Raw genomic sequence first — 24,758 nt, 5'->3', positions numbered from 1 at the left:
ACCACCCTGGATCAGCCCGATCTGCGGCCAACCTTGGACCAGACTGAAAACGCGCATCCGTCCAGTCGAATGGGCTGGTACGCTATTTTCTTCGCGCGCCTCCTGCCACCGGATGGGACGCACGACGCGACCCAAGCAACGCGATGGCCACAGATCGCGTCGCACATTGGCGCCATCCGGAGGCACCGACTTGGTGCAACGAAAAGGCATGAGAGTCGTCGCACCGTGTGGGTGCATGGCGTGGCTGTTTGTCGCTTAGCAGGGACTACCAGCACAAGGCCAATCAACAATGCCCTAATTCGGGACACGGTGGTGCCAGTACCGGGGTGACTGCTGACGCTGACAGGTCGATAAGGGGTCGGACCCAGAGCGCCACATCACCGCACCGCAATGAGGCGTATCGAGCACCAAAATACCCCGCTCACGGTAACGGGCCAGCACCAGCGGATCAGGATGCCCGAAGCGATTGCGATACCCTGCCTGCACAACTGCCACGCGCGGACTGACCGCATCCAGAAACTGCGCACTGCTCGATGTCTTGCTGCCATGATGGGGAACCACCAGCAGATCGGCCTTGACAAGGTTGGTGGCTGCCAGGCCAGCCTCCTGCGCTACTTCAATATCGCCTGTCAGCAAGGCCGCAGACTCCCCATTTGAAACATGCAGCACACAACTCGCGGCGTTGGTATTGCGCTGCGGCTGGAGCATCTCGGGAGGCGGATGAAGCACCCGAAAGTCGACACCGTCCCAACGCCAATGCTGGCCTGCCCGGCACAAAACTCCGGACTCTGCGGCATCGGCAAATGAGCTCAACAACGTGGTACCGGATTGCATGGCGAGTACAGCTGGCGCGCCACCCACATGGTCGCTGTCGCGATGGCTGAGGAGCAGCGTATCGAGTTGCACACCCAACGCGCGCAGCATGGGTGCCAGCACCCGCTGGCCCGCATCGCTGCCCTCACCGTATCGCGGTCCGGCATCAAACATCAATGCGTGCCCGGATGTTCGTACCAACACGGCACTGCCCTGCCCCACGTCTGCCGCCAACACATCGAATTCACCCCATGCCGGCACCGGCATCTGCCACCACACCACTGGCAACACCATGGGCAAACCCAACACGCGCAGCGACCAGGGCAAGCGCATGGCCATCACAAAACCACCGAGCAATGCCACCACAGCAGCCCACAGCGGTGCTTGTGCCACCGACCACACCGCCCATGGCAGACCCGCCAACCATGCCAGCACCAGCATCATCCAAGACACGGCGATGGCCGTCATTTCCCACAAGCCAGGCAGCAGCACACCCAGCATTGCGGCCGGCGTCACCAGCAGTGTGATCCAAGGGATGGCCAAAGCATTGGCGGGTATACCCACCAAAGACACCTGCCCGAACAACAGCAGCGACAACGGTGTGAGTGCCAGCGTGATCACCCACTGCTCCATAAAAAAAGTATAAAAATGACCTCCAGCCCAATTTTCATGACGTTTCAAAGCTTCGTAATCAGTAGCGAACAGGATGCCAACTGCGACAAAACTGAGCCAGAAACCTGCTTGCAGCATCGCCCACGGATCAAGCACCACCACGGCAGCACACGCCAGCAGCCAAACTGAAGGCCATGGCCAGCGCGTCCCACTGAGCCGCAACAGACCCACGCAGGCCAGCATCAAAATGGTGCGCTGTGCCGGCACACCAAAACCACTGAACAGGGCATAGAACAGGGCCAGCCCGACGCCACCCAGCAGCGCGGCGTGCACAGCCGGCAAGCGCAGGCAGAGCCAGCTTGAGCGTCGCCACAGCCAACCCACCACACGTGCTGCCAGCCAGGCAAACATGGTGATGTGCAAACCTGAAATGCTGACCAGGTGAGCCACCCCGGTCGCACGAAACACAAGCCAGTCATCACGATCGATGGCGCGCTGGTCGCCTACCACCAAGGCCGCTATCAAACCACTGCTTTGCGGATCGGGCAACCGTTCCATGATGCGCTGGCGCACCTGTTCACGCCAGCGCGCCATCGGATAACCAACGCCGGTCGCCAACCGGACAGGGAGTGGGTCGCTGGCACCATTGCGCACGTAGCCAGTGGCTTGCACACCTTGCTCCCACTGCCAAAGCTCATAGTCAAAACCATAAGGGTTGACGCTGCCATGCACCGCCTTGAGCCGCACACTGAACTGCCATCGCTCACCGGCCCGCGGTGCCGCTGGCAGGCGCGGGCTTGCCAGCACCCCCGCGCCAGACTCCTCAGATGAAGGCGCCTGCGAACCGTACCAGGTCAAATCGATCAAGGCAGGCAAGGTGACGGCTTGGCCCGCCCTGATGGCGCTGTCTGGTGCAAATCTGAAGCGCTCACCCAACGCAAACGCCTGTGGCATCGCAGCCACGGTGCCGGTCAACCGCAGGTCAAGTCCCTCCAAGGCAGGTGACAGGGTCCGGCTCTCGAAATGGCTGGCACGCATGCCCGTGGTGGCAAAAGCCAACAGGGCAAACGCAGCCAGCCAACACCAACGGCTCGCGGAGTGGTGCGCCAAGCTATTCAAGTAAATAGCATTGAAACCAAACAAAAGAGGCGCTGATGCCGCGAAAGCCGCATAGATCCAAATCGACCACAAAGCCGTCTGATGCAATTGGACAGCACTGCCCAGCAAAATACCCCACAGCGCCGCTGTCATCCCAGCCGACTGCGAACGGTTCATCGGAGGGTGATGGGGCCAGGGCATACGTGGATGCTAACGGCATGTGACGGCTCATCGCCTTTTTGATGCACATCAAAGCCAGTGACCACGGTTTGATTACGATGAACCTTTTGGTACAAAGCACTGAGGAAATTTCGTCATGTCCAAGACTTTGAACCGTTGGCAACGCATGGGATTGGGCGCCAAGCTGGCGCTCAGCAACCTCTTGCTGGTGGCGACGGTAATGACGCTGGGCGTTCTGTCCATCACCTACGCAGTCTCGCTGACCATGCAACTACGCGCGACACAAGAGGTCTCGGACAAGACCAAAATGCTGGTGGAAATGATCGCCAGCAGCGAGCGTGACCTGCGCAAACGCAGCCAGGACTTGTCAAACGCCTTTCGCACCAGTCTGAACGGTAGGTTTGAGCTGCTACCCGCCCCGATCGACATCAAAGGGCGCCCGACGCCAACACTGCGAATGGATGGCAAAGCCTTGAACCTCGACTTCACACAGGTTGATCGTTTCACGGCGATGACGGGCGCGGTTGCCACGGTGTTTGCCAGGACGGGAGACGACTTTGTTCGCATCACCACCTCCCTGAAAAACGATCAGGGTGAACGTGCCATTGGAACCCTGCTCGAGCGGACCCATCCGGGCTATCAGGCAACGCTGGCGGGACACGGTTTTGTCGGCCTGGCGACCCTCTTTGGCCGACAGTACATGACCCAGTATGAACCCATCCGTGACACCTTGGGCCATGTGGTGGGGCTGAGCTTCATTGGGCTGGATTTCTCTGATTACCTGAGCGCGCTGAAAGCCACACTTCGTCAATTGAAAGTCGGCCAGACCGGTTTCTTCTACATCGTGGACGCGCGTCCCGGTGAAACACTGGGACAGTTGCTGGTGCATCCGACTGCCGAGGGCAGCAATCTGCTGGCCACCCAGGACGCCAATGGACGCGAGTTTGTACGCGACATGCTTCAGCAGAAGGAAGGCAGTCTGCGCTACCCCTGGGTGGATCCCGGCAACGCGCCAGGAACCGCGCGCGACAAGGTGCTGGCGTTTGCCCACCTGAAAACCTGGGATTGGGTACTCGCAGGTGGGACCTATCTGGACGAATACACCACCGAAGTGCCGTTATTGCGCAACACCTTTGCGATGGCGGCGCTGATCACGGTGCTGCTGATCAGCGGTGCCTGGTTGCTGATGATCCGCAACATGGTCGTGCGCCCGTTGAGCCAGGTGAGCGCGGCGGCCGACAAGATCGCTGCGGGTGATCTGAGCACTGCACTGCAAGCGAAACAACTGGATGAAATTGGGCACCTGACGATGGCCATGGGCAATATGCAGGATGTGCTGTGCCGATTCCAGCAAGCCCAGACCGATATGGCAGCGGCACACGATGCTGGCACCATCGACCATCGCATGCCTGCCAGTCAGTTGCCTGGCGTCTATGGCACCATGGCACAGAGCATCAATGCACTGGTTCATTCCCACATTGAACTGAAAAATCGCATTGTCGACGTGGTCACCGGATACGCGGAGGGCCAGCTCGATGTTGCCATCGAACGTTTGCCCGGTCAAAAGGCGCGTATCAGCGAAGCGGTTGACAAAGTCCAGCAGACGCTGCGGCACGCCAGTACGGCCGCCCGGTACAACGCCCGTGTCAAGGCAGCGCTGGACAACGTCAGCTTGCCCGTCCGGATTGCCAATGACGAGGGCACTGTCATCTACGCCAACTACGCATTGCAAACCGTGCTACGACAGAACGCAGCAGGTTTTCGGGCCACCATACCTGGTTTTGACCCGGAACGGGTGGTGGGTGCGAGCATCGGTATGTTTTATGCCGATCCACAGGCTGCGGTGACAAGGCTGCACCAACTCACTGCTGTAGCGCATACCCGCATGAAACTCGGAGGAAGGATCTACGACGTCACCACAACTCCCGTCATCACGCCTGAAGGCGCACGATTGGGTACGGTTGGGCAATGGCAGGACGTCACTGAACAGCTCGCGGCAGAAGACGAGATTGGTGTGGTGGTGCACGCGGCAGCGCAAGGCGACCTCAGTCCGCGCTTGAGTTTGCAGGGCAAGAGTGGTTTTTTTGCCACCTTGTCAGCGGGCATGAACAAACTGCTCGACACCAGTGAAGACGCGATCGGCGATGTGGCGCAGGCGCTAGCCACCTTTGCCAGGGGCAACCTGAGCTATCGCATCACCCATGCCTACGACGGAATATTCGGCAAGGTCCGTGAGAGTACCAACCTCACCGCAGAAAACCTGACACGGGTGATTGACGAGGTGCGTGATGCCGCCAACGCCCTCAGCGATGCCGCTCTTCAGGTCAGTACAACGGCACAGACGCTTTCAATCGCCGCCAGTGAGCAAGCGCAAAGCGTTGAGCAATCAACCGCCCGCATCAACCTGATGTCCACCAGCATCAGCCAGAACAGCGAAAACGCCCATGTCACTGACGGCATGGCCACCAAAACCAGCAAAGAAGCAGCAGATGGGGGCAGCGCCGTCAGCCAGACGGTCTCGGCAATGAAACAAATCGCCGCCAAGATCGGAATCGTGGACGACATCGCCTATCAAACCAACCTTCTGGCACTCAACGCCGCGATTGAAGCAGCCCGCGCCGGCGAACATGGCAAGGGTTTTGCCGTGGTGGCGGCGGAAGTGCGAAAACTTGCCGAGCGTAGCCAGGAGGCCGCGAAAGAAATTGGTGAACTTGCGGCCAGCAGTGTCAACACAGCCGAACGTGCCGGGCATCTGCTCGACCAGATCGTGCCCAGCATTCAGAAAACATCCATGCTGGTTCAGGAGATCGCCACTACATCCAGTGAACAGAGCCAGTCCATCACACAGATCGGGGCCTCCATGGGCCAGCTTTCACGTGCCACCCAACAGAACGCTTCCGCGTCCGAGGAGTTGGCGGCGACCAGCGAGGAGCTGTCCGCCCAGGCCGAACAACTCCAGCAATCGGTTGCCTTTTTCAACACCGGTGGTTCAACGCCCGTGCAAGCGGATGCCCGCAGGCCGATGCTACGGTAGCAGACTCTCGAGCTGCCGCATCAATTCGTCGCGCATTTGGCGCAACTGCGGCAGTTGCTGCAAAGCGGCATGGGACTGATGATGCTGGTGCATGGCGCACAGATGCTTGCCAAAGTCGTGAATTGACTCGTGCTGCAGGATCAGCCGCCGCAACGCCAGTGGGTCGGCGCCTTGTTGCATCGCCTTGCCACCAAGCCATTGACCGACATGACATTGCGCGCTGTCCATTTGCGCCTGGTTTTCACCGTTGCCTTGAAGATAAGCCTCCAGCGCCTGTACCCAAGCCCGGTGTTCAGCACCGGCAAATAGCAACGGCATGTCCTGCCGAGACACCACTGCCACATCGCGCCAGAGCGGATCCGCTTGCCAAAGGCCTGCCCAACCCGGCAGGTCCTGGGCTGGCATGGGTCGAGCAATGCCATAGCCCTGCGCCAGCTCGCAACCAAGGCGCAGCAGCATCAAGCCATGCTGAGCGGTCTCCACACCTTCTGCGATCACCTGGCGATGGAACGATGCCGACATATCCAGCACCCCCACCAGGATCGACAAATCGTCCGGATCATCGAGCATGTCGCGCACAAAACTGCGGTCAATCTTGAGTTGCGACACGGGCAGGCGTTTGAGGTAGGTCAGGGACGAGTAACCGGTGCCAAAATCGTCGAGCGAATAATTCACCCCGATAGCCCGACTCTGGAGCATGACGCTGGTCACCCGCGCCATATCTTCGAGCGCACTGGTCTCCAGTACCTCGATCATCAGGTCGGAAGGTGCCACTTGCGGATGGCGGGCCAAGCTGGCGCGCAGGTCGTCAACAAAGCCCGCCTGCTGCAACTGCCGTGCTCCCACGTTGACACTCACTGGCATGGCCAGCCCCCCCGCCTTCCACGCACTGACTTGCGCCAGTGCGGTGTCAATCACCCAGCGGCCAACATCGACCGCAAGAGGCTGGTCCTCCATCAGCGGCAGAAACTCGGCGGGTGCCAGCAGGCCACGGTCAGGGTGTTGCCAGCGGATCAGCGCCTCAACCCCCACCACGGCACCGGTGCGCATGTTGACCTTGGGCTGGTAATACAGCACGAACTCGCCGCGATCAAGGGCCTGGCGCATGCGCTGCAAGCTTTCGAACTGGCCGCGCAAACTGTGGTCGTGCTCGGCGTCAAAAAAATGAAAACGATTCTTGCCGGCCTGCTTGGCCTGGTACATGGCCTGGTCTGCCTGTCGCAACAGTTGCTCGGCATCCACATCCTGGCTCTGCGGGTAGGTGGCAACCCCGATGCTGACCGAAATGCGCAACTCTCGACCCAGCAAGGTGACCGGGCTGTCCACCGCGGCCAGCAGCCGCCGCAACAGCGTCACCCCGTCGGGCGGCCCCTGGGCGCCAAGCAAAACCGCGACAAACTCGTCCCCCCCCAGGCGCGCCAGCGTATCACCCTCACGCAAGGCCTGTTTCATGCGTGCTGCCAGTACCAGCAACAACTGATCACCCACTTCATGGCCATAACTGTCGTTGACAAACTTGAAACCATCCAGATCCAGGTAAGCCACCGCCAGTTGCTCCCCGCGGCGGCTGACTTGCAACATACCCTGACGCAAGCGGTCTGCAAACAAGACCCGGTTGGGGAGTCCGGTCAAGGCATCAAAATGGGCCAACCGTTCCAGTTGCTCCTGATGCTGCCGTTCCGAGGTCACGTCCAGGTAGAGCATCACAAAACCACCCAGTGGCAAGGGTGTACCCAGCACCTCAACCGTTTGGCCATTGGCCAGCACCCGCTCAAACCGGTGCGGAACCGGCAGACGCACCTGTTGCAAACGGTCTTGTACCGTCTGTTCAACGTCGCCCACACCAAAGTCACCGCGCTGCGCGATGTAGTGCAGCACATCTTCGAACTTCAAGCCGTCAGAGTTGAGCAGGTTGTCGGGCAAGGCCATCATGTTCTGGTAACGCGCATTGAATGCAGTGATCCGCATTGCGGCATCCACCACCAGAACGCCGCCAGGAAAGTTCTCCAGAATGGCCGACAGTTGGTCATTCTGGCTGTGCAGGCGGGACTCGACGCTGCGCAGCGCAGCCACTTGCTGATTCAGTTCCTGAGCACGTGCAGCGAGCTCTTGCTGATTGCCGCGCAAGGTATTGCGCATACCGGCCTGACTGCACGCCAATTCAGCAATCTCCAGCACCGGGCTGTCGGTATCGACCGTGTCCTGAAAGTCCAGTTGTCCCATTCGCCGGCTCGCACTGGCCAGCGCTTCCAGAGGCTTGGACAGGCGCAAAGTGCCCACACGGATCATCCACAGTGTCAACACCATCACCAACAACAGCGCCAGACCCAAAGCCAGTACGACCGGCTGCCAGGCGGGCACAAAATCGGCACGCGGCGCAAGCACCATCACCCAAAGGCGCTGCTCACCGAGCAAGTGAGGCCGGACGCTGAGCAGCCAGGGTGCCCCTCCGGTGCTATAGGACAACACCTCGCCCAGCGGCCGGTTTTGCCCACGCCAGTGAGCCAGACCATCGGTCACGGCCGCCACGCCCAGTTCTGGCACCGGTTTGAGCACACCTTTGAGCCAGTCTGCATGATCGACCGGATGCGGCGGTGCCGGCAGTGCCAGCACTCTTTCGTCGTCGGTGAACACCAAGGCCAGCCCGTTGACGCCCACACTGGCACCCACTGTGACCTTGGAGAGGTCGCGCAGCTTCAGATCAAATCCCAGCACAAAATCCTGACCATCGTGCAAACGCAATCGCCGCGACGCAGTGATGCCGGCGTCACCGGTGGTGAAGAACGTGTAGGGTGCCGTCCAAAAGACACTGTTCTGTCCCGACTGCGCCATGGCCCCCTTGAACCAGGGCCGCTGCCGCGGATCGTAGGCTTGCTCTGACCAACTGCGCTGCATCGTACCGTCGGCACCCTGCTCCATCAGCCAATGCTTGCTCAAACCCCAACGCGGAATGTCGGTCATGCGGTTACGCCACTGATTGCGGTCCTGCTTCAACAGCAGCCAGCCCTGACCATCAGAGCTACCCGCAACTACCGATGTCAGTTGCCCGATCTCCTGCAAAATCGGTTTGAACTGTGCGTTGAACGCTTCGGGCGAGTTCAGGTCCGGCGCGCGCCCGGCGATCCAGGCTTCGCTCATCATCAGCATGCGCGCCGGGGGCTGGAAGGTCGAGCTCAGTCCGCTGTCGACCTGCACGATGGCACTGTCAAATTGTGCCCGGGCAATCTGACTGGCCATGGGCAGCATACCAAACAGTGTGAAACAGGATGACACCAGCAGCGCGGTCACCAGCGTCAGTGCCAGCGCATGGCGCTCGAGCAGCAGTCGCAGTGGTTGCAGCGGTTTGCCCTGGTTTTGCATGGTCAACTCACTGCATCCAGCAGGGGGCGCCCCGGCACTTGGGCCGACCAGTCGATCGGGTCCTGTTGCAGCACCATGTCGATATCGAGCCCCAGCACTTCCGCGACCGCCCCCGGAAACGTCACCGTCATCATGTTCTGCGTGAAGCCGGCCTGACGCGCCCTCGAGCGCCAGGCGGCCAAATGCACCACACCGGCCAAGGGCTCATAAATGTCGTTGTCAAATGGCGCCGTCAAGTACTGCAGGGCATCCACAATCACCTGCGGGAAATGCCACTGACGCACCAGCCAGGCACTGGCCTGGCTATAGCAGAAACCAAAGGCCTGGCGTTCCAGACGCTCGCGTTTGAGCTCCAGCGCCCCCACTTCGGCGTCAAGCGCCACCACCTGTGGCATCGCGGTGCGCATGGCCAGCGTGCCGACGGCGTGGACCAATCCGGCGGTAAACGCAGCCTGCTGATTCTGCCGCACCAGTCCCGCCAGAGATCGGGCCATTTTGGCGCAATCGCGGCTATAGGCCCAGAACTGCGCCATCGCCAAACCGGAAACCAGGCGAGGCGAGGTGAAGCCCGCAGCCGAGGTCACCATCGCCTGCACCTGACCGAGACGCAGCACCGCCAACGCCTCACTGACACCATGGACTTGGCCACTCAGGCTGAAAAAACCTGCATTGGCCGCCTGCAGCACCCGGGTGGTCAGCGCCGGATCAGTGCTGATAAATTGCACGACACGCCGCAAATCCGGTTGTGGACGCGCCAATTCGGCCAGCAACAGCGCCAACACGCGCGGTGCGCTGGGGATGACAAAACGAGGCGACAGGACTTCGGCAAGTTCCATGCTTACGATCCGAGTCCCTTCAATTTGGCAAATGCACTCGACATGGCTGTCGATTGTGGCGCAAGTCCACCCGCCCTGCCGACGCCGTGCGCACGATCGGCATGACGTTGCGCGGCCGATGCCCCCTGAAAGTGGTTTTCGCCCACACGATCGGGCCGGCTGGACGAGCCGAGCCTCATGGTCAGCGCGATGCGCTTGCGTGCCGCATCGACCTCAAGCACCTGTACTTTGACGATATCGCCGGTCTTGACCACTTCACGCGCATCGCTGACAAACTTGTGTGCCAACTGGCTGACGTGGATCAGGCCATCCTGGTGCACGCCCAGATCGACAAAGGCACCAAACGCCGCCACATTGCTGACTGTCCCCTCCAGCACCATGCCCTGCTGCAGGTCACGGATGTCGTCCACGCCTTCATTGAATCGCGCCACCCGGAAATCGGGGCGCGGATCACGTCCCGGTTTTTCCAGTTCTCCCAGAATATCCCTGACCGTCATCACACCAAACTGTTCACTGACGTAGGTCTCGGGTCGAAGCGTTTTCAGCCAATCGGCGCGACCCATCAGTTCGGCCACCGATTTGCCTGTTTGGCTCATGATGGCCTGCACCACCGGGTAAGTCTCGGGGTGCACAGCCGTCATGTCGAGCGGATTGTCACCCCCGCGAATGCGCAGAAAACCGGCACATTGCTCAAAAGTCTTGGCACCCAGCCCGCTCACCTGGAGCAGTTGGGCACGGTTGGCAAACGCACCGTGGCACTCGCGCCAGCGCACCACCGAACGTGCCACCATGCCAGACATGCCTGACACCCGTGACAACAAGGGCACGCTGGCTGTGTTCAAGTCGACACCCACCGCATTCACACAGTCCTCAACCACAGCGTCCAGTGTTCTGGCCAGATCAGACTGATTGACATCGTGCTGGTACTGGCCGACACCAATCGATTTGGGGTCGATCTTGACCAGTTCGGCCAGCGGGTCTTGCAGCCGCCGGGCAATGCTGGCCGCACCGCGCAGACTGACATCCACCTCGGGCATTTCCTGGCTGGCGTACTCACTGGCCGAATACACCGACGCTCCAGCCTCGCTGACAACCACCTTTTCAATAGCTTTAAATCCTTTGCTGCTATGCGCTTCAGGGTGATTTGACATCAACTTAATGAGATCAGCGGCGAGCCGGTCGGTGTCGCGGCTCCCGGTACCGTTGCCTATGGCAATCAACGTCACACCATGGCGCTGGCACAGTTGCCGCATTTGTTGCAGCGCACCATCCCAATCCCGGCGGGGCTCGTACGGGTACACCGTTGTCGTCTCGACCAGCTTGCCGGTGGCATCCACCACCGCCACTTTGACGCCGGTGCGGATGCCAGGGTCCAGCCCCAGCACCACCCTGGGACCGGCGGGGGCTGCCAGCAACAGGTCACGCAGGTTGTCGGCAAACACCTTCACCGCTACCGCCTCGGCAGCTTCACGCAAACGGGTGAACAAGTCACGCTCGGTCGACAGGCTCAGCTTGACGCGCCAGGTCCAGGCCACACATCTGCGGATCAGTTCGTCGCCAGCCCGACCCTGATGCTGCCAACCTAAATGCAGCGCAATGCGCCCTTCAGCCAGCGATACCGTGGGTTGCACTTTCTTGGGTCCAGTGCCTGCATCCTGTGATTCTTGCGATGAAGTCGAATTTGTCGTCAACGGTCGGGGGGCCATGGTGGTCGATACGGGCTCCGGCAACACCAGGCGCGCCTCCAGTATCTCCAGCCCACGGCCGCGAAAGACCGCCAGCGCCCGATGGGAGGGTACACGACCTATGGGCTCCTCATAGTCAAAATAGTCTCGAAACTTGGCAACCTCAGGCTGGTTCGGATCCCTCCCTTCCATCAGCCGGCTCCTGAAGAGGCCGTCCGTCCACAGCCACTGGCGCATCTCTCTCAGCAGTGAGGCGTCTTCGGCCCAGCGCTCACTCAGGATATCGCGCACCCCGTCCAGTACTGCTAGCACTGTGGTGAAGTCGTCACCTGCTTGAGTCTTGTCGAGCTTGACAAACGCCCGCGCAGTCACCGCCGGATCCTGCGCTGGATCCGCCAGCAGGGCATCGGCCAGTGGTTCAAGACCCGCCTCACGCGCAATCTGCCCTTTGGTGCGCCGTTTTGTTTTGAACGGCAGGTACAGGTCTTCCAGTTCCTGCTTGGTCGATGCGGCCAGCAAAGCCGCCAGCAGAGCAGGGTTCATCTTGCCCTGCTCTTCAATACTCCTGATGACACTGGTCTGGCGGTCCCGCAGTTCTCGCAGATAAGCCAGTCGCGCTTCAAGCCCACGCAACTGGATATCGTCAAGCCCGCCAGTGGCTTCTTTGCGGTAACGTGCGATGAATGGCACCGTGGCCCCACCATCCAGGAGTTCGACCGCGACGGCAACCTGCCTGGCATGGACCGAGAGTTCGTGTGCAATTTGTTCGATGATTTTGAGCATGGATCAGCAACAGACCAGCCGCAAGGCCGGTGCTTGAAAAAGCAAAGCCGCCGAGTGTGCCACAGGCGACAGGGAGCGCAGTGCTGATTCTGGCGTCCTTGACGGACCCGTCAAACGCGTCAATACTCGCCGTCGATTCTTGTGATATTGATAGCACATTTCTTATATACAGCATGAAAACTCCTACATAGGGCGTACTTGTTTTTGCTATGTTTTTTAAAAAAAAGAGTCCTTGATGCGTTGCTTTGCTGTTATATTGAGAAAGTTGGAGCCTATGTGCCGGAACACCGCTGCACGTGGCAATAAGGAACGTCATCAAAGAAGCCAGATCAGAGCCGCTTGTGAATTCACTTCAACCTGAAGACATTCGAAACCGTTTGCTGGTGGCGCGGTTGCCTGCCATGCCGCAGGTGCTGCTCAAGCTGATGGAGTTGTGCCAGGCTGACGAGGCCGGTATGGCCGAACTGGCAGCGCTGATCAGTGGTGATGCAGCCCTGACTGACCGCATCATGCGGGTCGCCAATAGCGCTGCCTATCACCGCAGTGGCCGCAAGGTTGACCTGCTGCAAGCCCTCAATGTACTGGGTGCCGATTTGGTGAAGACGCTGGTGATCAGCGAGTCGGTTTTCCAGACGTTCAACGGTTTCAGCCACGCCGCCAGCGCAGACCTGCGCAGCTTTTGGAAACACTCACTCACCGCAGCGATGGTGGCCCGCGACGCCGCCAAGGCAATCAAGTACGCTCAGCTCGAAGAGGCCTATCTGGCGGGTCTACTGCATGACGTTGGACGACTGGCCCTGCTGGCGGCTGCGCCAGAGATGTACCACTTCAACTTCCACACACCGGATGGTGACAATCTTTGTACTTTGGAACAACGAACACTGCAGATATCCCATGCCGAGGCCGGTGCCTGGCTGATCGAGCGTTGGCAAATGGACTCTTTCATCGCCGATGCCGTGCTGTATCACCATGAAAGTGCGGCACGTCTGGAATCGGCTCACCCACTAATCCGGCTGGTGCAGATCGCGCATGTGCTGAGTGACCAGCCCGCCGGTGTACCGCTGGCACCAGGTCTGGGTGTTTTGTGCAATCTTCCTGATGCGCAGATCCAGGCCATCTACGACCGCGCCGAGTCCCTGGTCATGACCACAGCGGAGCAAATGGGGATTGACCTGAGAGGTGTCGAAGTACTGGCTTCACCGACGGCGGTTCCACCACCCCTCCCAAGTCTCGGTGGGGCACAGCAACGCTTGAATGAAGAGATTCGCAACCGCAGCTTGATGGCCGAACTGGCGCAATTGCTGGCGCGCCAAAAGGGCGACGCCCAAATGCTGGAATGCATACGACAGCAAGCCGGTGTACTGCTCGACCTGAATGACGCCGTGGTTTTTCTGATACACGGTGGTGGCAAGTCCTTGATCGGTGTGGCCGCAGGGCAACAGCGACAGCGACTGATCGACTTCACACTGGCACTGGGTGGCGGCGGCATGGCGGAGGCCGTACTACAGCGCAAACCGGTGGTACTGCAAAAGCAGCGTGGTGCCCTGAGCCTGGTCGAAGACCAGTTGCTGCGCGCCTTCGGCTCGGACAGCCTGATGTGTATCCCTTTGCTGGCAGGTAACCGTTGTCTGGGTATGCTGGTGGCGGGGATCGAGGGCTGGCGCGAGCCCGAACTCAAACGCCAGGAAAAGTATCTGCTCTCCTTTGGCAATCAGGCCGGCCAGGCCATGGACATGGCGGCGCGCGAGCGTGGCGAGTTGGACCGCCGCATCGGCCGGTTGCGCGAGGAGCATTTGCAAAACTCGCGCAAGGTAGCACACGAAGCCAATAACCCGCTGACCATCATCAAAAGCTACCTCGGCGTAGTGGACGAAAAACTGGCACGCCAGGAACCGGTGACGGGTGAGTTGACGATCCTCAACGAGGAAATTGATCGGGTGGGCACCATCATCAAGGAGTTTGCCGGTGTCACCGCCCCTGCGCCCAGCACCGCCGTCGACCTGAACCGCGTTGTCAACGACATCGTGCGGCTGTTTCGGGAGAGCCGGTTTCTACCCGCTTCGGTGCAGATTGCCGCCCGTATCAATGAGCAGGGCTGCGAAATCAGCGGCAACGTCGACACCCTCAAGCAAATTCTTGTCAACTTGATCAAAAATGCGGTTGAAGCACTGCCCAAAGGGGGGCGCATCGAGGTCGTCAACCTGGGCAGAAAATCTCGAGATAACCAGGAGTTTTTTGAGTTGCACATCAAGGACAACGGTCCCGGGTTGCCCGACGAGGTGTTGGCCAGGCTGTTTTCGCCGGTGCGCAGCAGCAAGGCCGGCGAGAACCGCGGCCTGGGCTTGAGCATTGTGCATGGCCTGGTCAAAAAACTGGGCGGGCAGATCAGTTGTAACAGTTCACCCCTTGGCACCAGCTTCGAAATCCAGTTGCCCGTGCGGGCCAGCGCCAGATGACCCCACTGGATCCATTGCACGACCTGGCACCGGAGGGACCCCGCAAGTCGGCGACGGCGCTGCCGCCTGTGCCGCCGCAACTGTTACTGGTCGACGATGAGCCGCGTATTCTGGGCAGCCTTTGTGAACTGCTGAAAAACCGCGGTTTCATTCTGACAACTGCGGCGACCGGCCATGAGGCCTTGCGCAAGCTCAGTCAGGAGCGGTTTGATCTGGTGATTCTTGACCTGCGTTTGCCAGACATCAGTGGCCATGAAATCATGGATTTCATGATTGCCCGTGAAATCGACGCCAACGTCATCGTGACCAGCGGCGACGCCGGGATCGACGCGGCCATCGGCGCGCTCAAACGTGGTGCCTACGACTACCTGCGTAAGCCCTATTCGCGCGAAGAACTGCTCAAGGCGGTCCACAACGCCCTGCAACAGCGTCGCCTGGAATCCGAAAACCGGCAATTCGCCGCCCAGCTGGAGTTTTCCGAACGACATTACCGCTATCTGGTTGACAGCTCACCCGACATCATTTTCACGCTCAGTGCCAACGGCCAGATCACGTTTGTCAACCACCGGGTCGAACCGCTGCTTGGCTTCAAAAGCCGGGACCTGATGGGCCGTCATTACAGTGAGCTGGTGCATGAATCAGACATGGAACGCGCCAACTTTGTTTTTGGCGACAACAAACGCGACCACCGCTGGTCACGAAATATAGAACTTCGTCTCAAATCCCACCATCTCGAGGATGAGCCGCGCAGCTTCATCGTCGAGCTGATGAGCATTTCTGCGCATGAGCGCCAGCGCACCAGTACCGTGCCTGTTGACAAGGCCGAATCGCGTGGTGTCTATGGCATCGCGCGCGACATCACCGACAGCAAGCGTGCCGATGAACTGATTGCTTACCAAGCGTATCACGACATTCTCACCAATCTGCCTAACCGCCTGTTGTTCAAGGATCGGCTCAATCTCGCGTTGTTGCAGGCAAAACGCAAGAAGGGCACGCTGGCGGTGCTGTTCGTCGATCTGGATCGCTTCAAGATGATCAACGACTCGCTGGGGCACCAGATTGGTGATGAATTGCTGCAACAAGCGGCCGCTCGGTTGCGGGCGTGTTTGCGCCAAAGCGATACCTTGTCACGTTTCGGCGGTGATGAGTTCACCGTCGGGCTGCCCGAACTTGAGCAAGCGGACGACGCCAGCCGTATGGCGCAGAAGCTATTGCAAAGCCTGCGTCAACCCTTTGTGCTGGGTGGCCACGCACTGCATATTTCTGCCAGTATCGGTGTGGCGGTGTTTCCGGGTGACGGCGACTGCATCGATGAACTGATCCGCAAGGCGGACCTGGCCATGCACAGCATCAAAGCCAAGGGACGCAACGGGCACGCCTTTTTTGACGCGCAGATGCAGGATGTCTCATCAGAGCGGATCACGCTGGAGCACGACTTGCATCTGGCCCTGAGCCATGGCGAGCTGGAGATGTACTACCAGCCGCAGGTCGATGTGGTTTCTGGCAAAGTCATCGGGGTTGAAGCGCTGATGCGCTGGAATCACCCTCGCCGCGGCTTTCTGGGGGCTGCGGCTTTTCTGCCGTTCGCCGAAGACAATGGCTTGATCATTCAGCTCAGCGACTGGATGCTGGAGGCGACCTGCCGGGATCTGCTGGCCTGGAACACCTTGGGGGGCGAGCCGATTTACCTGTCCATCAATCTGTCACCACAGTACCTTGAGCGTGGTGATTTTTTCGACAAACTCAAGAGCACACTCGACCGTTACCGGATTTCGGCCGGGCAAATCGAGGTTGAGGTGACTGAGAATATCTGTATCCGCAATCCGATCACCGCGATTGAGCAACTCAACAAACTCTGTCAGCTTGGCGTTCGGGTCGCCATTGACGACTTTGGTACCGGCTACTCCTCTTTGTCCTACCTGCACCGCTTTCCCATCCATGTTCTGAAAATCGACCGCTCTTTTGTAATTCCGATCGAGGACGACGGCCTGCAGTTCCCGGTGGTGTTGGCCATCATCTCGATCGCCAAAGGTTTGGGCCTGAAGCTGGTGGCTGAAGGCGTGGAAACCGAGGTACAAAAGCGCTATCTGGAACAGGCCGGATGCGCCACCTTTCAGGGCTATTACTTTCATCGTCCGATGTCACACACGGCGTTGATGGCCCTGCTGCAGACAGAAAAACGCGCCTGAGATCAGCCTGTACCCAGGCATGGCGGTAGCGCTCAGGCCGGGCGAAGCATCTCCAGATGCTCAATGCCATCTTCCAGATAAGGTTGGCCGGCGTCTTCAAAGCCATGTTGGGCATAAAAGTCCGCCAACTGCATCTGGGCACCGATGCGAATCGCTTGCGGACCCCACAACTGGCTGATCGCCGTGATCGCCTGGTCGATCAGCTGATGCCCCAAACCCGTGCCACGAACCGTCTGGCGTGTCAGCACCCGGCCGAAGCTGGCCTCAGGGAACTTGACCCCTGCAGCAAAGCAGCGTGCGTAGGCACGCAACTCTCCCTGTTGTACACCGAGCAGATGCATGGCTTGCGCGTCCGAGCCATCCATGTCATGAAAGATGCAATGCTGCTCCACCACAAACACTTCACTGCGCAGACGCAACACCTCGTACAGCTCAGACACCCGCAGATCCTCAAACGCCAGCAATCGCCAGACCAGCGCATCCGAGCTGCGTGCGCCGCTGCCAATGCTCCACAAATGAAAAGTCATATCGCTTGCTCCCATTGCGGGCTCCACTATACCCCGCATTGGTCCAGAAAATAGCTTCAATTGTTATAGCTATAAAGCCATACCAAATATGCGCTAAAGGTCGAAAATATCGAAGAGTTCAGTCCGTTGGCAGCTGCTGCAGGTCGTTGACGCTGCGCGGTCCGGTGGCGAGTCGTCGTACAAACTTGAAAGTACCGGTGGCATGGGCACAGGCCCGGCCAGAGGCGTCCCACACGGTGGCCTCGGTAAATGCCAAGGTGGCCGTACGGTGCATCAAATGACCTTTGGCAACCAATGGGCCACGCGCGGGCTGCATGAAGCTGGTCTTCATCTCGATGGTGACCATGCCCATGTCCTTTTGCACACTGCGCGCCGCGGTGGCCATGGCGATGTCGAGCAGTGTCATCAAGGCTCCCCCATGGGTCACGTTGAACGAATTCAGATGCTCCGGCCGCGCCGTGTAATGCACTTCGGAATGGCCGTCGTCAAACACTTCCAGCGTAAATCCCATGTGCCGCGTGAAGGGCACGACAACACCAAAATCCATGCCCATCATTGATCCATCAAAGTCAGGCGTGCTCAGGCCTGGGTTGGCTGTGTGGCCAGATCGACTTGCTGCATCGTCCCCACCTGACCGGTCTCATAGAGGAAAACGCCGGTACCCCGTACCAGCCCCAAGGTCTGGTTGGTCGCGGTGTTCAGCGAAAACGGGCTGGCAACCTGCCCCAAATGCAGCGCGCCGACGCCTGCCTGCGCCAGCGTACGCAAGCTGTCCTGCCCCTGAGCATTCTTCTGCCAGACCTGCAACTGGCGGTAAACCGCGTCGTTTTCGTCGATCCATTGGTTGCCGTCCAGATCGTATTGCGCCAGTTCGGCGAATCCGTCGCCACTGCGCGCACCGAAAAGTTCTGAGCCATCATTCACTTTGCCATCCTGATTCCGGTCCAACACCAGAAAACCGCTGCCACCGGTGACAAAGGGCATGCGCTCCGGCTGACCATCCACATCCAGGTCAAAGGCGAACTGCAGGTCTGCCAGTTGTGCACCATCGCCACTGAAGTTGATCACCAACGGGTCCTTCAACACCGCATCCCCGGCGCGCAGTGAGAAACGGCTTTCTTCGACATACGAGCGGCTCATCGCCAGTTGCAATGAGAAGTCGATGCGCTGCCCATCGGCGGTTTGCACGATGCCCTGGGCGTTGACGGTGGTGGTTTGCCTCTCTTCGATCATCTCATGGTGCTGCAACTCCATGCCCCAGCCGGCACCTCGCGCAGGCGCACGCTCCGAAGATGCGGCTGCCAGAGCCGGCGCGCTGACATGGTCTGGCTGCAGTTCCCGCGCATCGAACACCTGAACCACCCGACCCGTCATCGCTTGCACCATCTCGACCAACAGGCTCAGACGGGGGTCGTTCAGCACGGCGTCCGACGCTTGCCTCACCCCATCAACCGGAGCTGCCGCATCCTGCTGCAGGCGGCGCGCCGCCAGATGGGCGCGAGCCGCCCCCGAAAGTGACAAGTTGACTCCGCTGATCAGGCGTTGCGCATTCTGTCGGCCCTCAAAGTCCGGTCGTCGCTCGCCGACCCAGGCTCTCATCGTGGTTTCGGAGCTGCGAAGCTGGGCACTGAGGTGCTGGCTTTGCAGGGCGACGGTGGATTGGCTGATCTTCATGCATGGTTATTCGACCAAACTGACGCGGAATTCAGCCTCTTTTCAAGCTTTATTTTTGGTCGTTGCTGCCGAGCCCCATGGATCCGGTCAGGCAACCCCATGTGTCTTGAACCATGCCAATGCACGGGCAAAACCGTCCGCCGCCGGCTCCTTGCGGTAGCTGGGTCGGTAATCAGCATGGAAAGCGTGCGGTGCATCCTTGTAGACCACAAATTCCGAAGCTTTGGCCGCTGCATTGCCCTTGGCACCAGCCTCGGCCAGGGCGTCCTTCATCTGATTGACCGTGGTCAGCGGAATACCACCGTCCTGACCACCATAAAGACCCAGCACAGGTGCCTTCAGTTGCGCGGCCTGATCCAGCGGGTGTTTGGGTGTCAGAGCTGAGGCCGTGCCCACCAGCCTGCCATACCACGCCACGCCAGCTTTGACGTTCTTGCTGTGCTGGGCATATAGCCAGGTGATGCGTCCACCCCAGCAGAACCCGGTGATGCCGACTTTCTTGATGTTGCCACCGTTTTCACCGGCCCATTGGACGGCGGCATCCAGATCACCCATGACCTGTGCATCCGGCACCTTGGACACCACCTCGGCCATCAGCTTGGCCATTTCCGAATAGCTCGACGGGTCGCCCTGACGTGCGTACAACTCGGGCGCAATGGCCAGATAGCCGGCCTTGGCAAAGCGCCGGCAAGTATCGGCAATGTACTCATGGACGCCAAAAATTTCCTGGATCACCAATACCACCGGCAGATTTTTCTTGCCCTGCGGCATGGCAAAGAAAAACGGCACCGAGAAACCCGCCACGTCGTAAATTGCCTCACCCGTGCGCAGGCCGTCGGACGACGTCTTGATGGCGGTTTGCGCCATGATCGGCATGGCGGTCGCGGCATAACCCACACCCAGAGCCATTTTCAGCGCCGTGCGCCGACTGGCACCGGCTTCGGTGGACGTACCGGGCAACAGTGCGGAAAAATCCTGGGTCTGATCTTTGTTGAGCATGCGGGTCTCCTTTGATAAAAGTCAAGAGCTTAACGACAGGCGGTTCCCGACTAGTCCATGGGGATATGTGGGACGCATGAAATCCGCTATGCTCTGCGCCGCAGGCCATGCCAGCGGCGACCCCGACTGTGCAGACTGCAGGGTCCGACCTGGTGCCAGCCTACCCGTGCTGAAGACAGGCGGTGCTTGTTTTAAAGCAGGACACAAACCTGCCAGGAGACTTTTTCATGCCACAGCGTCAAACGCTTCATCTGCATGTGCCAGAACCCACTGGGCGGCCCGGGCACGACACCGACTTTTCCTATCTTCCCCTTTCTGCCGCCGGAGCCAAACGCCGTCCGCCGGTCGACGTGGCCGCCGCACAGACCAATGATCTGGCGTTTGCGCTGATCCGTGTGCTTGACGATCAGGGTCAGGCGCTGGGACCCTGGGCGCCCAAAGTGGATATGGCACTGTTACGACGAGGTCTGCGCGCCATGATGCTGACACGCGCCTTTGACGCGCGGATGCAAATTGCCCAAAGGCAGAAGAAAATGTCGTTTTACATGCAGTGTCTGGGCGAAGAGGCCATTGCCTGCGCACACGCGTTGGCCCTGAGTGATGGCGACATGTGTTTCCCCACCTACCGCCAGCAGGGTTTGTTGCTCACCCGTGAAGACAATCACATGGTCGACATGATCTGCCAGTTGTACAGCAACAGCCGCGACCCGATGAAGGGGCGCCAGTTGCCGGTCATGTATTCAAGCAAAAAACAGGGGTTTTTCTCTATTTCAGGCAATCTTGCCACCCAGGTCATCCAGGCCGTCGGGTGGGCGATGGCCAGTGCCATCCGGGGTGACACCAAAGTGGCGTCGAGCTGGATCGGTGATGGTGCCACGGCGGAAGCCGACTTTCATACCGGGCTGACCTTTGCCCATGTCTATCGCGCGCCGGTGATTCTGAATGTGGTCAACAACCAGTGGGCAATTTCAACCTTTCAGGCCATCGCGGGCGGTGAAGGCACCACCTTCGCGGCGCGTGGTGTCGGCAGTGGCATTGCCTCGCTTCGGGTCGATGGCAATGATTTTCTGGCCGTATATGCCGCCTCCCAATGGGCGCTGGAGCGTGCGCGTGGCAACTTTGGCCCCACCCTGATCGAGTGGGTCACCTACCGGGCGGGGCCACACTCCACCTCTGACGACCCCAGCAAATACCGCCCTGCCAACGATGTGGCGCGTTTTCCGCTGGGCGACCCGATTGCCCGGCTGAAGCAACATTTGCTGGCACTGGATGCCTGGAGCGAGGCCGAACACGAAGCCACACAAAAGGCGGTCGAGGCCGAGGTGTCTGCGGCGCAGAAGGAAGCCGAAAAGTATGGCACGCTGGCCGACGCGCACACCCCCGGTATCAGCAGCATGTTTGAAGATGTGTACAAGGACATGCCTGCACACCTGAAGCGGCAACAACAGGAACTCGGAGCCGGAGCATGAACCACCTTGTGAAAACCCCCATGACCATGATCCAGGCGCTGCGATCAGCGGTGGATGTGATGCTGGAGCGCGACCCCACGGTGGTGGTGTACGGCCAGGATGTCGGCTACTTTGGTGGCGTGTTCCGCTGCACCGAGGGGCTGCAAAAGAAGTATGGCAACCAGCGTGTGTTTGATGCGCCCATTTCCGAAGGCGGCATTGTCGGCACCGCCGTCGGCATGGGTGCCTATGGGCTGCGTCCGGTGGTCGAAATCCAGTTTGCCGACTATGTGTACCCGGCGACCGACCAGATCGTCTCGGAAGCGGCGCGGCTTCGCTACCGTTCGGCCGGCGACTTTACCGCGCCCATCACCATTCGTATGCCTTGCGGTGGCGGCATCTATGGCGGCCAGACCCACAGCCAGAGCCCGGAAGCGGTATTCACCCAGGTCTGTGGCCTGCGCACGGTGATGCCGTCCAACCCGTATGACGCCAAGGGTCTGCTGATCTCGGCCATTGAAAACGATGATCCGGTAATTTTTCTGGAGCCCAAGCGTTTGTACAACGGCCCGTTTGACGGTCACCATGAGCGCCCGGTGGTGCCTTGGTCCAAGCATCCAATGGGTGATGTACCGGAGGGGTACTACACCGTACCACTGGACAGTGCCGCTATTCCCCGCGCCGGCAGCGATGTGACTGTTCTGGCGTATGGCGCCATGGTCCATGTGGCGCAAGCCGCCGCCCTGGAGAGTGGCGTTGACGCTGAAGTGATCGACTTGCGCAGCCTGTGGCCACTCGATCTCGACACACTGGTGACGTCGGTCAAGAAGACCGGCCGTTGTGTCATCGTGCATGAAGCAACACGGACCAGTGGTTTTGGTGCCGAGCTTTCGGCACTGATCCAGGAGCACTGTTTCTACCACCTGGAAGCACCTATTGAGCGCGTCACCGGTTGGGACACTCCCTACCCCCATGCGCAGGAGTGGTCGTATTTCCCGGGACCGGCGCGCGTGGCGGCGGCGTTCCAACGCGTCATGGAGGCTTGAACCATGGGCATTCAAATTATCAAGATGCCAGATATTGGCGAAGGTATCGCCGAAGTGGAACTGGTGGCCTGGCGTGTGAACGTGGGCGACCGGGTGATGGAGGACCAGATCCTCGCCGATGTCATGACTGACAAGGCGACGGTCGAGATTCCATCCCACGTCAACGGCGTGGTGCTGGCGCTCGGTGGCGCTGTCGGACAGGTGATGGCGGTGGGCTCCGAGATCATTCACATTCAGACTGAAGCCGACGAAAGTCCGGCGGGTCCGGATACTGCTCCTGCTCCTGCTCCTGCTCCTGCTCCTGCTCCTGCTCCTGCTCAGGCTCTGGCTGCGATTGAGGTGGCCACGCCGATCACACCTGAGTTACCACCGCCAGCCCTGCAGATAACTGCCCGACCGACTTCCAGCACGCCTGCCGCACACGTGCTGGCCGCGCCGGCGGTGCGCCGACGTGCGCGCGACTTGGGCATCGACTTGGCCGCGCTTGCCGCAAACAACCCGGCGGCGCCTGTGACCCACGCGGACCTGGACGCACACCTGCAATCCTCGGGTCGTCGCCCGCTTGGATACAAACCTCTTCTGAGCAGCTCAGAAGGCGACGAACAGATTCCGGTGATTGGCCTGCGGCGCAAGATCGCGCAAAAGATGCAGGAGTCCAAACGCCACATCCCGCATTTCACTTACGTCGAAGAAATAGACGTCACCGAACTCGAAGCCTTTCGAACCGAGCTCAATACCGAGCATGGTGCAACACGCGGACGCCTCACATTGCTGCCCTTTCTGGTGCGTGCGATGGTACTGGCGGTGCGCCAGCACCCTGAAGTGAACGCCCGTTACGACGACGATGCGGCCATGGTGACCCGTTTCAAGGCCGTCCACCTGGGCCTGGCCACCCAGACTTCGGGCGGTTTGATGGTGCCGGTGATGCGCAACGCCGATGCGCTGGATCTGTGGGCCTGTGCCGCTGAGGTGCTGCGCCTGGCCGAAGCAGCCCGTAGCGGCAAAGCCGGCCGGGAAGAACTGAGCGGCTCAACCCTCACCCTGACCAGCCTCGGCGCCCTGGGCGGCATTGTCAGCACGCCGGTCATCAACCATCCCGAGGTGGCGATCGTCGGCATCAACCGCATGGTGGAGCGTCCCGTCGTTTTGGGGGGTGCCGTGGTGGTGCGCAAAATGATGAACCTGTCTTCGTCGTTTGATCACCGCGTGGTCGATGGCATGAACGCGGCCCTGTTCATCCAGCGCATACGCCGGCTGCTGGAACACCCGGCATTGCTGTTTGTACCCTGAACCGCATCGTTATCGAAAGTTCAGCACCACCATGGGTAGTGCCCTGACACCTGCCTGGCGGGACAAAAAGTCCCGCAGGGCGTCGACCACCTTGGCTTTACACAGCGCCCGCACAGCGTCCTCTCGGGCAACGGCCTGCCCTTGGGTTTGGGCGACCAAGCTGAATTTCTGGCTGATGTCGGCGAACAAGGCGCGCTCGTCTGTAACCACCCCAGCCTGCGACAACTCATGCGACGCCGACCGCACCAGAGGAGCCGATGTCAAAGTCGGCAGACCGGTCTTGAGGCTGATACCGTTACCCTCCTGGAGCAGCTCAAACCCTTCGGGTTTGAGGTCGATCGCCAGCACGAATTCAACCTGATACCTGCTCACCAGCAGGACCTCTGCCTTGATTCGTTCTTTGTCGGGTGTCAAACGCGACAGTTGCACCACTTCGCGCACCACGCTGACAGCAAGCGACTTGGCCTGGTCCGCCAAATGCTGTTTGGCCGGCACCAGGTAGTCAGCAAACTTGGTGTATCCCAGCAACTTTGCTTTCACCGATTCCAGGTCGGCGCTCGCCTTCAGAAGTTGATCGGCCGCCTTCTGCCGCTCTTCATATCGTTGAAACTGCATGAAGATGAATACCGCTGCAGCGCTGACCACGCAAGCTGCCAGCGCCAGAACCGTCATGTTTTCCACCGCAAAAACCTCCACATTGCCAAAACCCGATCCAAGCTTAACCCAAA

General features: G+C 59.9%; 15 protein-coding genes. 6 read left to right on the top strand and 9 right to left on the bottom strand.

Features of this window, described 5'->3' with window-relative positions; genetic code table 11:
- Window positions 1-294: 294 nt before the first annotated feature.
- Window positions 295-2,676: a DNA internalization-related competence protein ComEC/Rec2 gene (locus KBF66_RS01425; RefSeq protein ID WP_296651171.1), complete on the bottom strand. Its 2,382-nt coding sequence runs from the start codon at window positions 2,674-2,676 to the stop codon at window positions 295-297.
- A 163-nt stretch (window positions 2,677-2,839) separates the two neighbouring features.
- On the opposite strand from KBF66_RS01425, the gene KBF66_RS01420 reads away from it, so the two are divergent.
- Entirely contained in the window at window positions 2,840-5,737 is a 2,898-nt protein-coding gene (locus KBF66_RS01420; RefSeq protein ID WP_296650954.1) for a Cache 3/Cache 2 fusion domain-containing protein, read from the top strand.
- On the opposite strand, the gene KBF66_RS01415 is transcribed toward KBF66_RS01420, so the two are convergent.
- The 3 genes from KBF66_RS01415 to KBF66_RS01405 are packed head-to-tail and all read right to left on the bottom strand — an operon-like array spanning window position 5,729 to window position 12,401.
- Complete coding sequence (locus KBF66_RS01415; RefSeq protein ID WP_296650952.1) at window positions 5,729-9,097, bottom strand: EAL domain-containing protein; 3,369 nt, start codon at window positions 9,095-9,097, stop codon at window positions 5,729-5,731. The genes KBF66_RS01420 and KBF66_RS01415 overlap by 9 nt on opposite strands.
- Window positions 9,098-9,099: 2 nt before the next feature.
- Window positions 9,100-9,933 (bottom strand): HDOD domain-containing protein, encoded by an 834-nt coding sequence (locus tag KBF66_RS01410; RefSeq protein WP_296650950.1) that lies wholly within the window; start codon window positions 9,931-9,933, stop codon window positions 9,100-9,102.
- A 2-nt stretch (window positions 9,934-9,935) separates the two neighbouring features.
- A complete protein-coding gene (locus tag KBF66_RS01405) occupies window positions 9,936-12,401 on the bottom strand; it encodes a Tex family protein (protein WP_296650948.1) in 2,466 nt (821 codons plus the stop codon).
- 341 nt (window positions 12,402-12,742) lie between these two features.
- Between KBF66_RS01405 and KBF66_RS01400 the strand changes: the two genes are divergently transcribed.
- Window positions 12,743-14,857 (top strand): HDOD domain-containing protein, encoded by a 2,115-nt coding sequence (locus KBF66_RS01400; RefSeq protein ID WP_296650945.1) that lies wholly within the window; start codon window positions 12,743-12,745, stop codon window positions 14,855-14,857.
- Window positions 14,854-17,046 (top strand): EAL domain-containing protein, encoded by a 2,193-nt coding sequence (locus KBF66_RS01395; protein ID WP_296650942.1) that lies wholly within the window; start codon window positions 14,854-14,856, stop codon window positions 17,044-17,046. The genes KBF66_RS01400 and KBF66_RS01395 overlap by 4 nt, the downstream gene beginning before the upstream one ends.
- Before the next feature lie 32 nt (window positions 17,047-17,078).
- Here KBF66_RS01395 and KBF66_RS01390 read toward each other — a convergent pair whose 3' ends face one another.
- The 4 genes from KBF66_RS01390 to KBF66_RS01375 all read right to left on the bottom strand — a co-directional run bounded on the left by KBF66_RS01390 (window position 17,079) and on the right by KBF66_RS01375 (window position 20,246).
- Window positions 17,079-17,573, bottom strand: a complete 495-nt coding sequence (locus KBF66_RS01390; RefSeq protein WP_296650938.1) for a GNAT family N-acetyltransferase — start codon at window positions 17,571-17,573, stop codon at window positions 17,079-17,081.
- Window positions 17,574-17,691: 118 nt separating this feature from the next.
- Entirely contained in the window at window positions 17,692-18,120 is a 429-nt protein-coding gene (locus tag KBF66_RS01385; RefSeq protein ID WP_296651168.1) for a PaaI family thioesterase, read from the bottom strand.
- A 32-nt stretch (window positions 18,121-18,152) separates the two neighbouring features.
- Complete coding sequence (locus KBF66_RS01380) at window positions 18,153-19,247, bottom strand: hypothetical protein (protein WP_296650936.1); 1,095 nt, start codon at window positions 19,245-19,247, stop codon at window positions 18,153-18,155.
- 87 nt (window positions 19,248-19,334) lie between these two features.
- The gene (locus KBF66_RS01375) at window positions 19,335-20,246 is read right to left on the bottom strand and encodes a dienelactone hydrolase family protein (protein ID WP_296650932.1); all 912 of its coding nucleotides are present in this window, start codon (window positions 20,244-20,246) and stop codon (window positions 19,335-19,337) included.
- Between the two features lie 227 nt (window positions 20,247-20,473).
- On the opposite strand from KBF66_RS01375, the gene KBF66_RS01370 reads away from it, so the two are divergent.
- The 3 genes from KBF66_RS01370 to KBF66_RS01360 are packed head-to-tail and all read left to right on the top strand — an operon-like array spanning window position 20,474 to window position 24,030.
- Window positions 20,474-21,715 (top strand): 3-methyl-2-oxobutanoate dehydrogenase (2-methylpropanoyl-transferring) subunit alpha, encoded by a 1,242-nt coding sequence (locus KBF66_RS01370; RefSeq protein ID WP_296650929.1) that lies wholly within the window; start codon window positions 20,474-20,476, stop codon window positions 21,713-21,715.
- Window positions 21,712-22,740, top strand: a complete 1,029-nt coding sequence (locus tag KBF66_RS01365) for an alpha-ketoacid dehydrogenase subunit beta (protein ID WP_296650923.1) — start codon at window positions 21,712-21,714, stop codon at window positions 22,738-22,740. Before KBF66_RS01370 ends, KBF66_RS01365 begins: the two co-directional genes overlap by 4 nt.
- A 3-nt stretch (window positions 22,741-22,743) precedes the next feature.
- Window positions 22,744-24,030 (top strand): dihydrolipoamide acetyltransferase family protein, encoded by a 1,287-nt coding sequence (locus KBF66_RS01360; RefSeq protein ID WP_296650917.1) that lies wholly within the window; start codon window positions 22,744-22,746, stop codon window positions 24,028-24,030.
- Window positions 24,031-24,039: 9 nt separating this feature from the next.
- On the opposite strand, the gene KBF66_RS01355 is transcribed toward KBF66_RS01360, so the two are convergent.
- A complete protein-coding gene (locus KBF66_RS01355) occupies window positions 24,040-24,711 on the bottom strand; it encodes a hypothetical protein (RefSeq protein ID WP_296650913.1) in 672 nt (223 codons plus the stop codon).
- Window positions 24,712-24,758 lie beyond the last annotated feature (47 nt).

Origin of the sequence: Rhodoferax sp., assembly GCF_018063565.1 — a bacterium.
Classification (GTDB): Bacteria; Pseudomonadota; Gammaproteobacteria; order Burkholderiales; family Burkholderiaceae_C; genus Rhodoferax.
The sequence above is the reverse complement of the archived record's forward strand: the minus strand, read 5'-3'. Positions and strand labels throughout refer to the sequence as shown.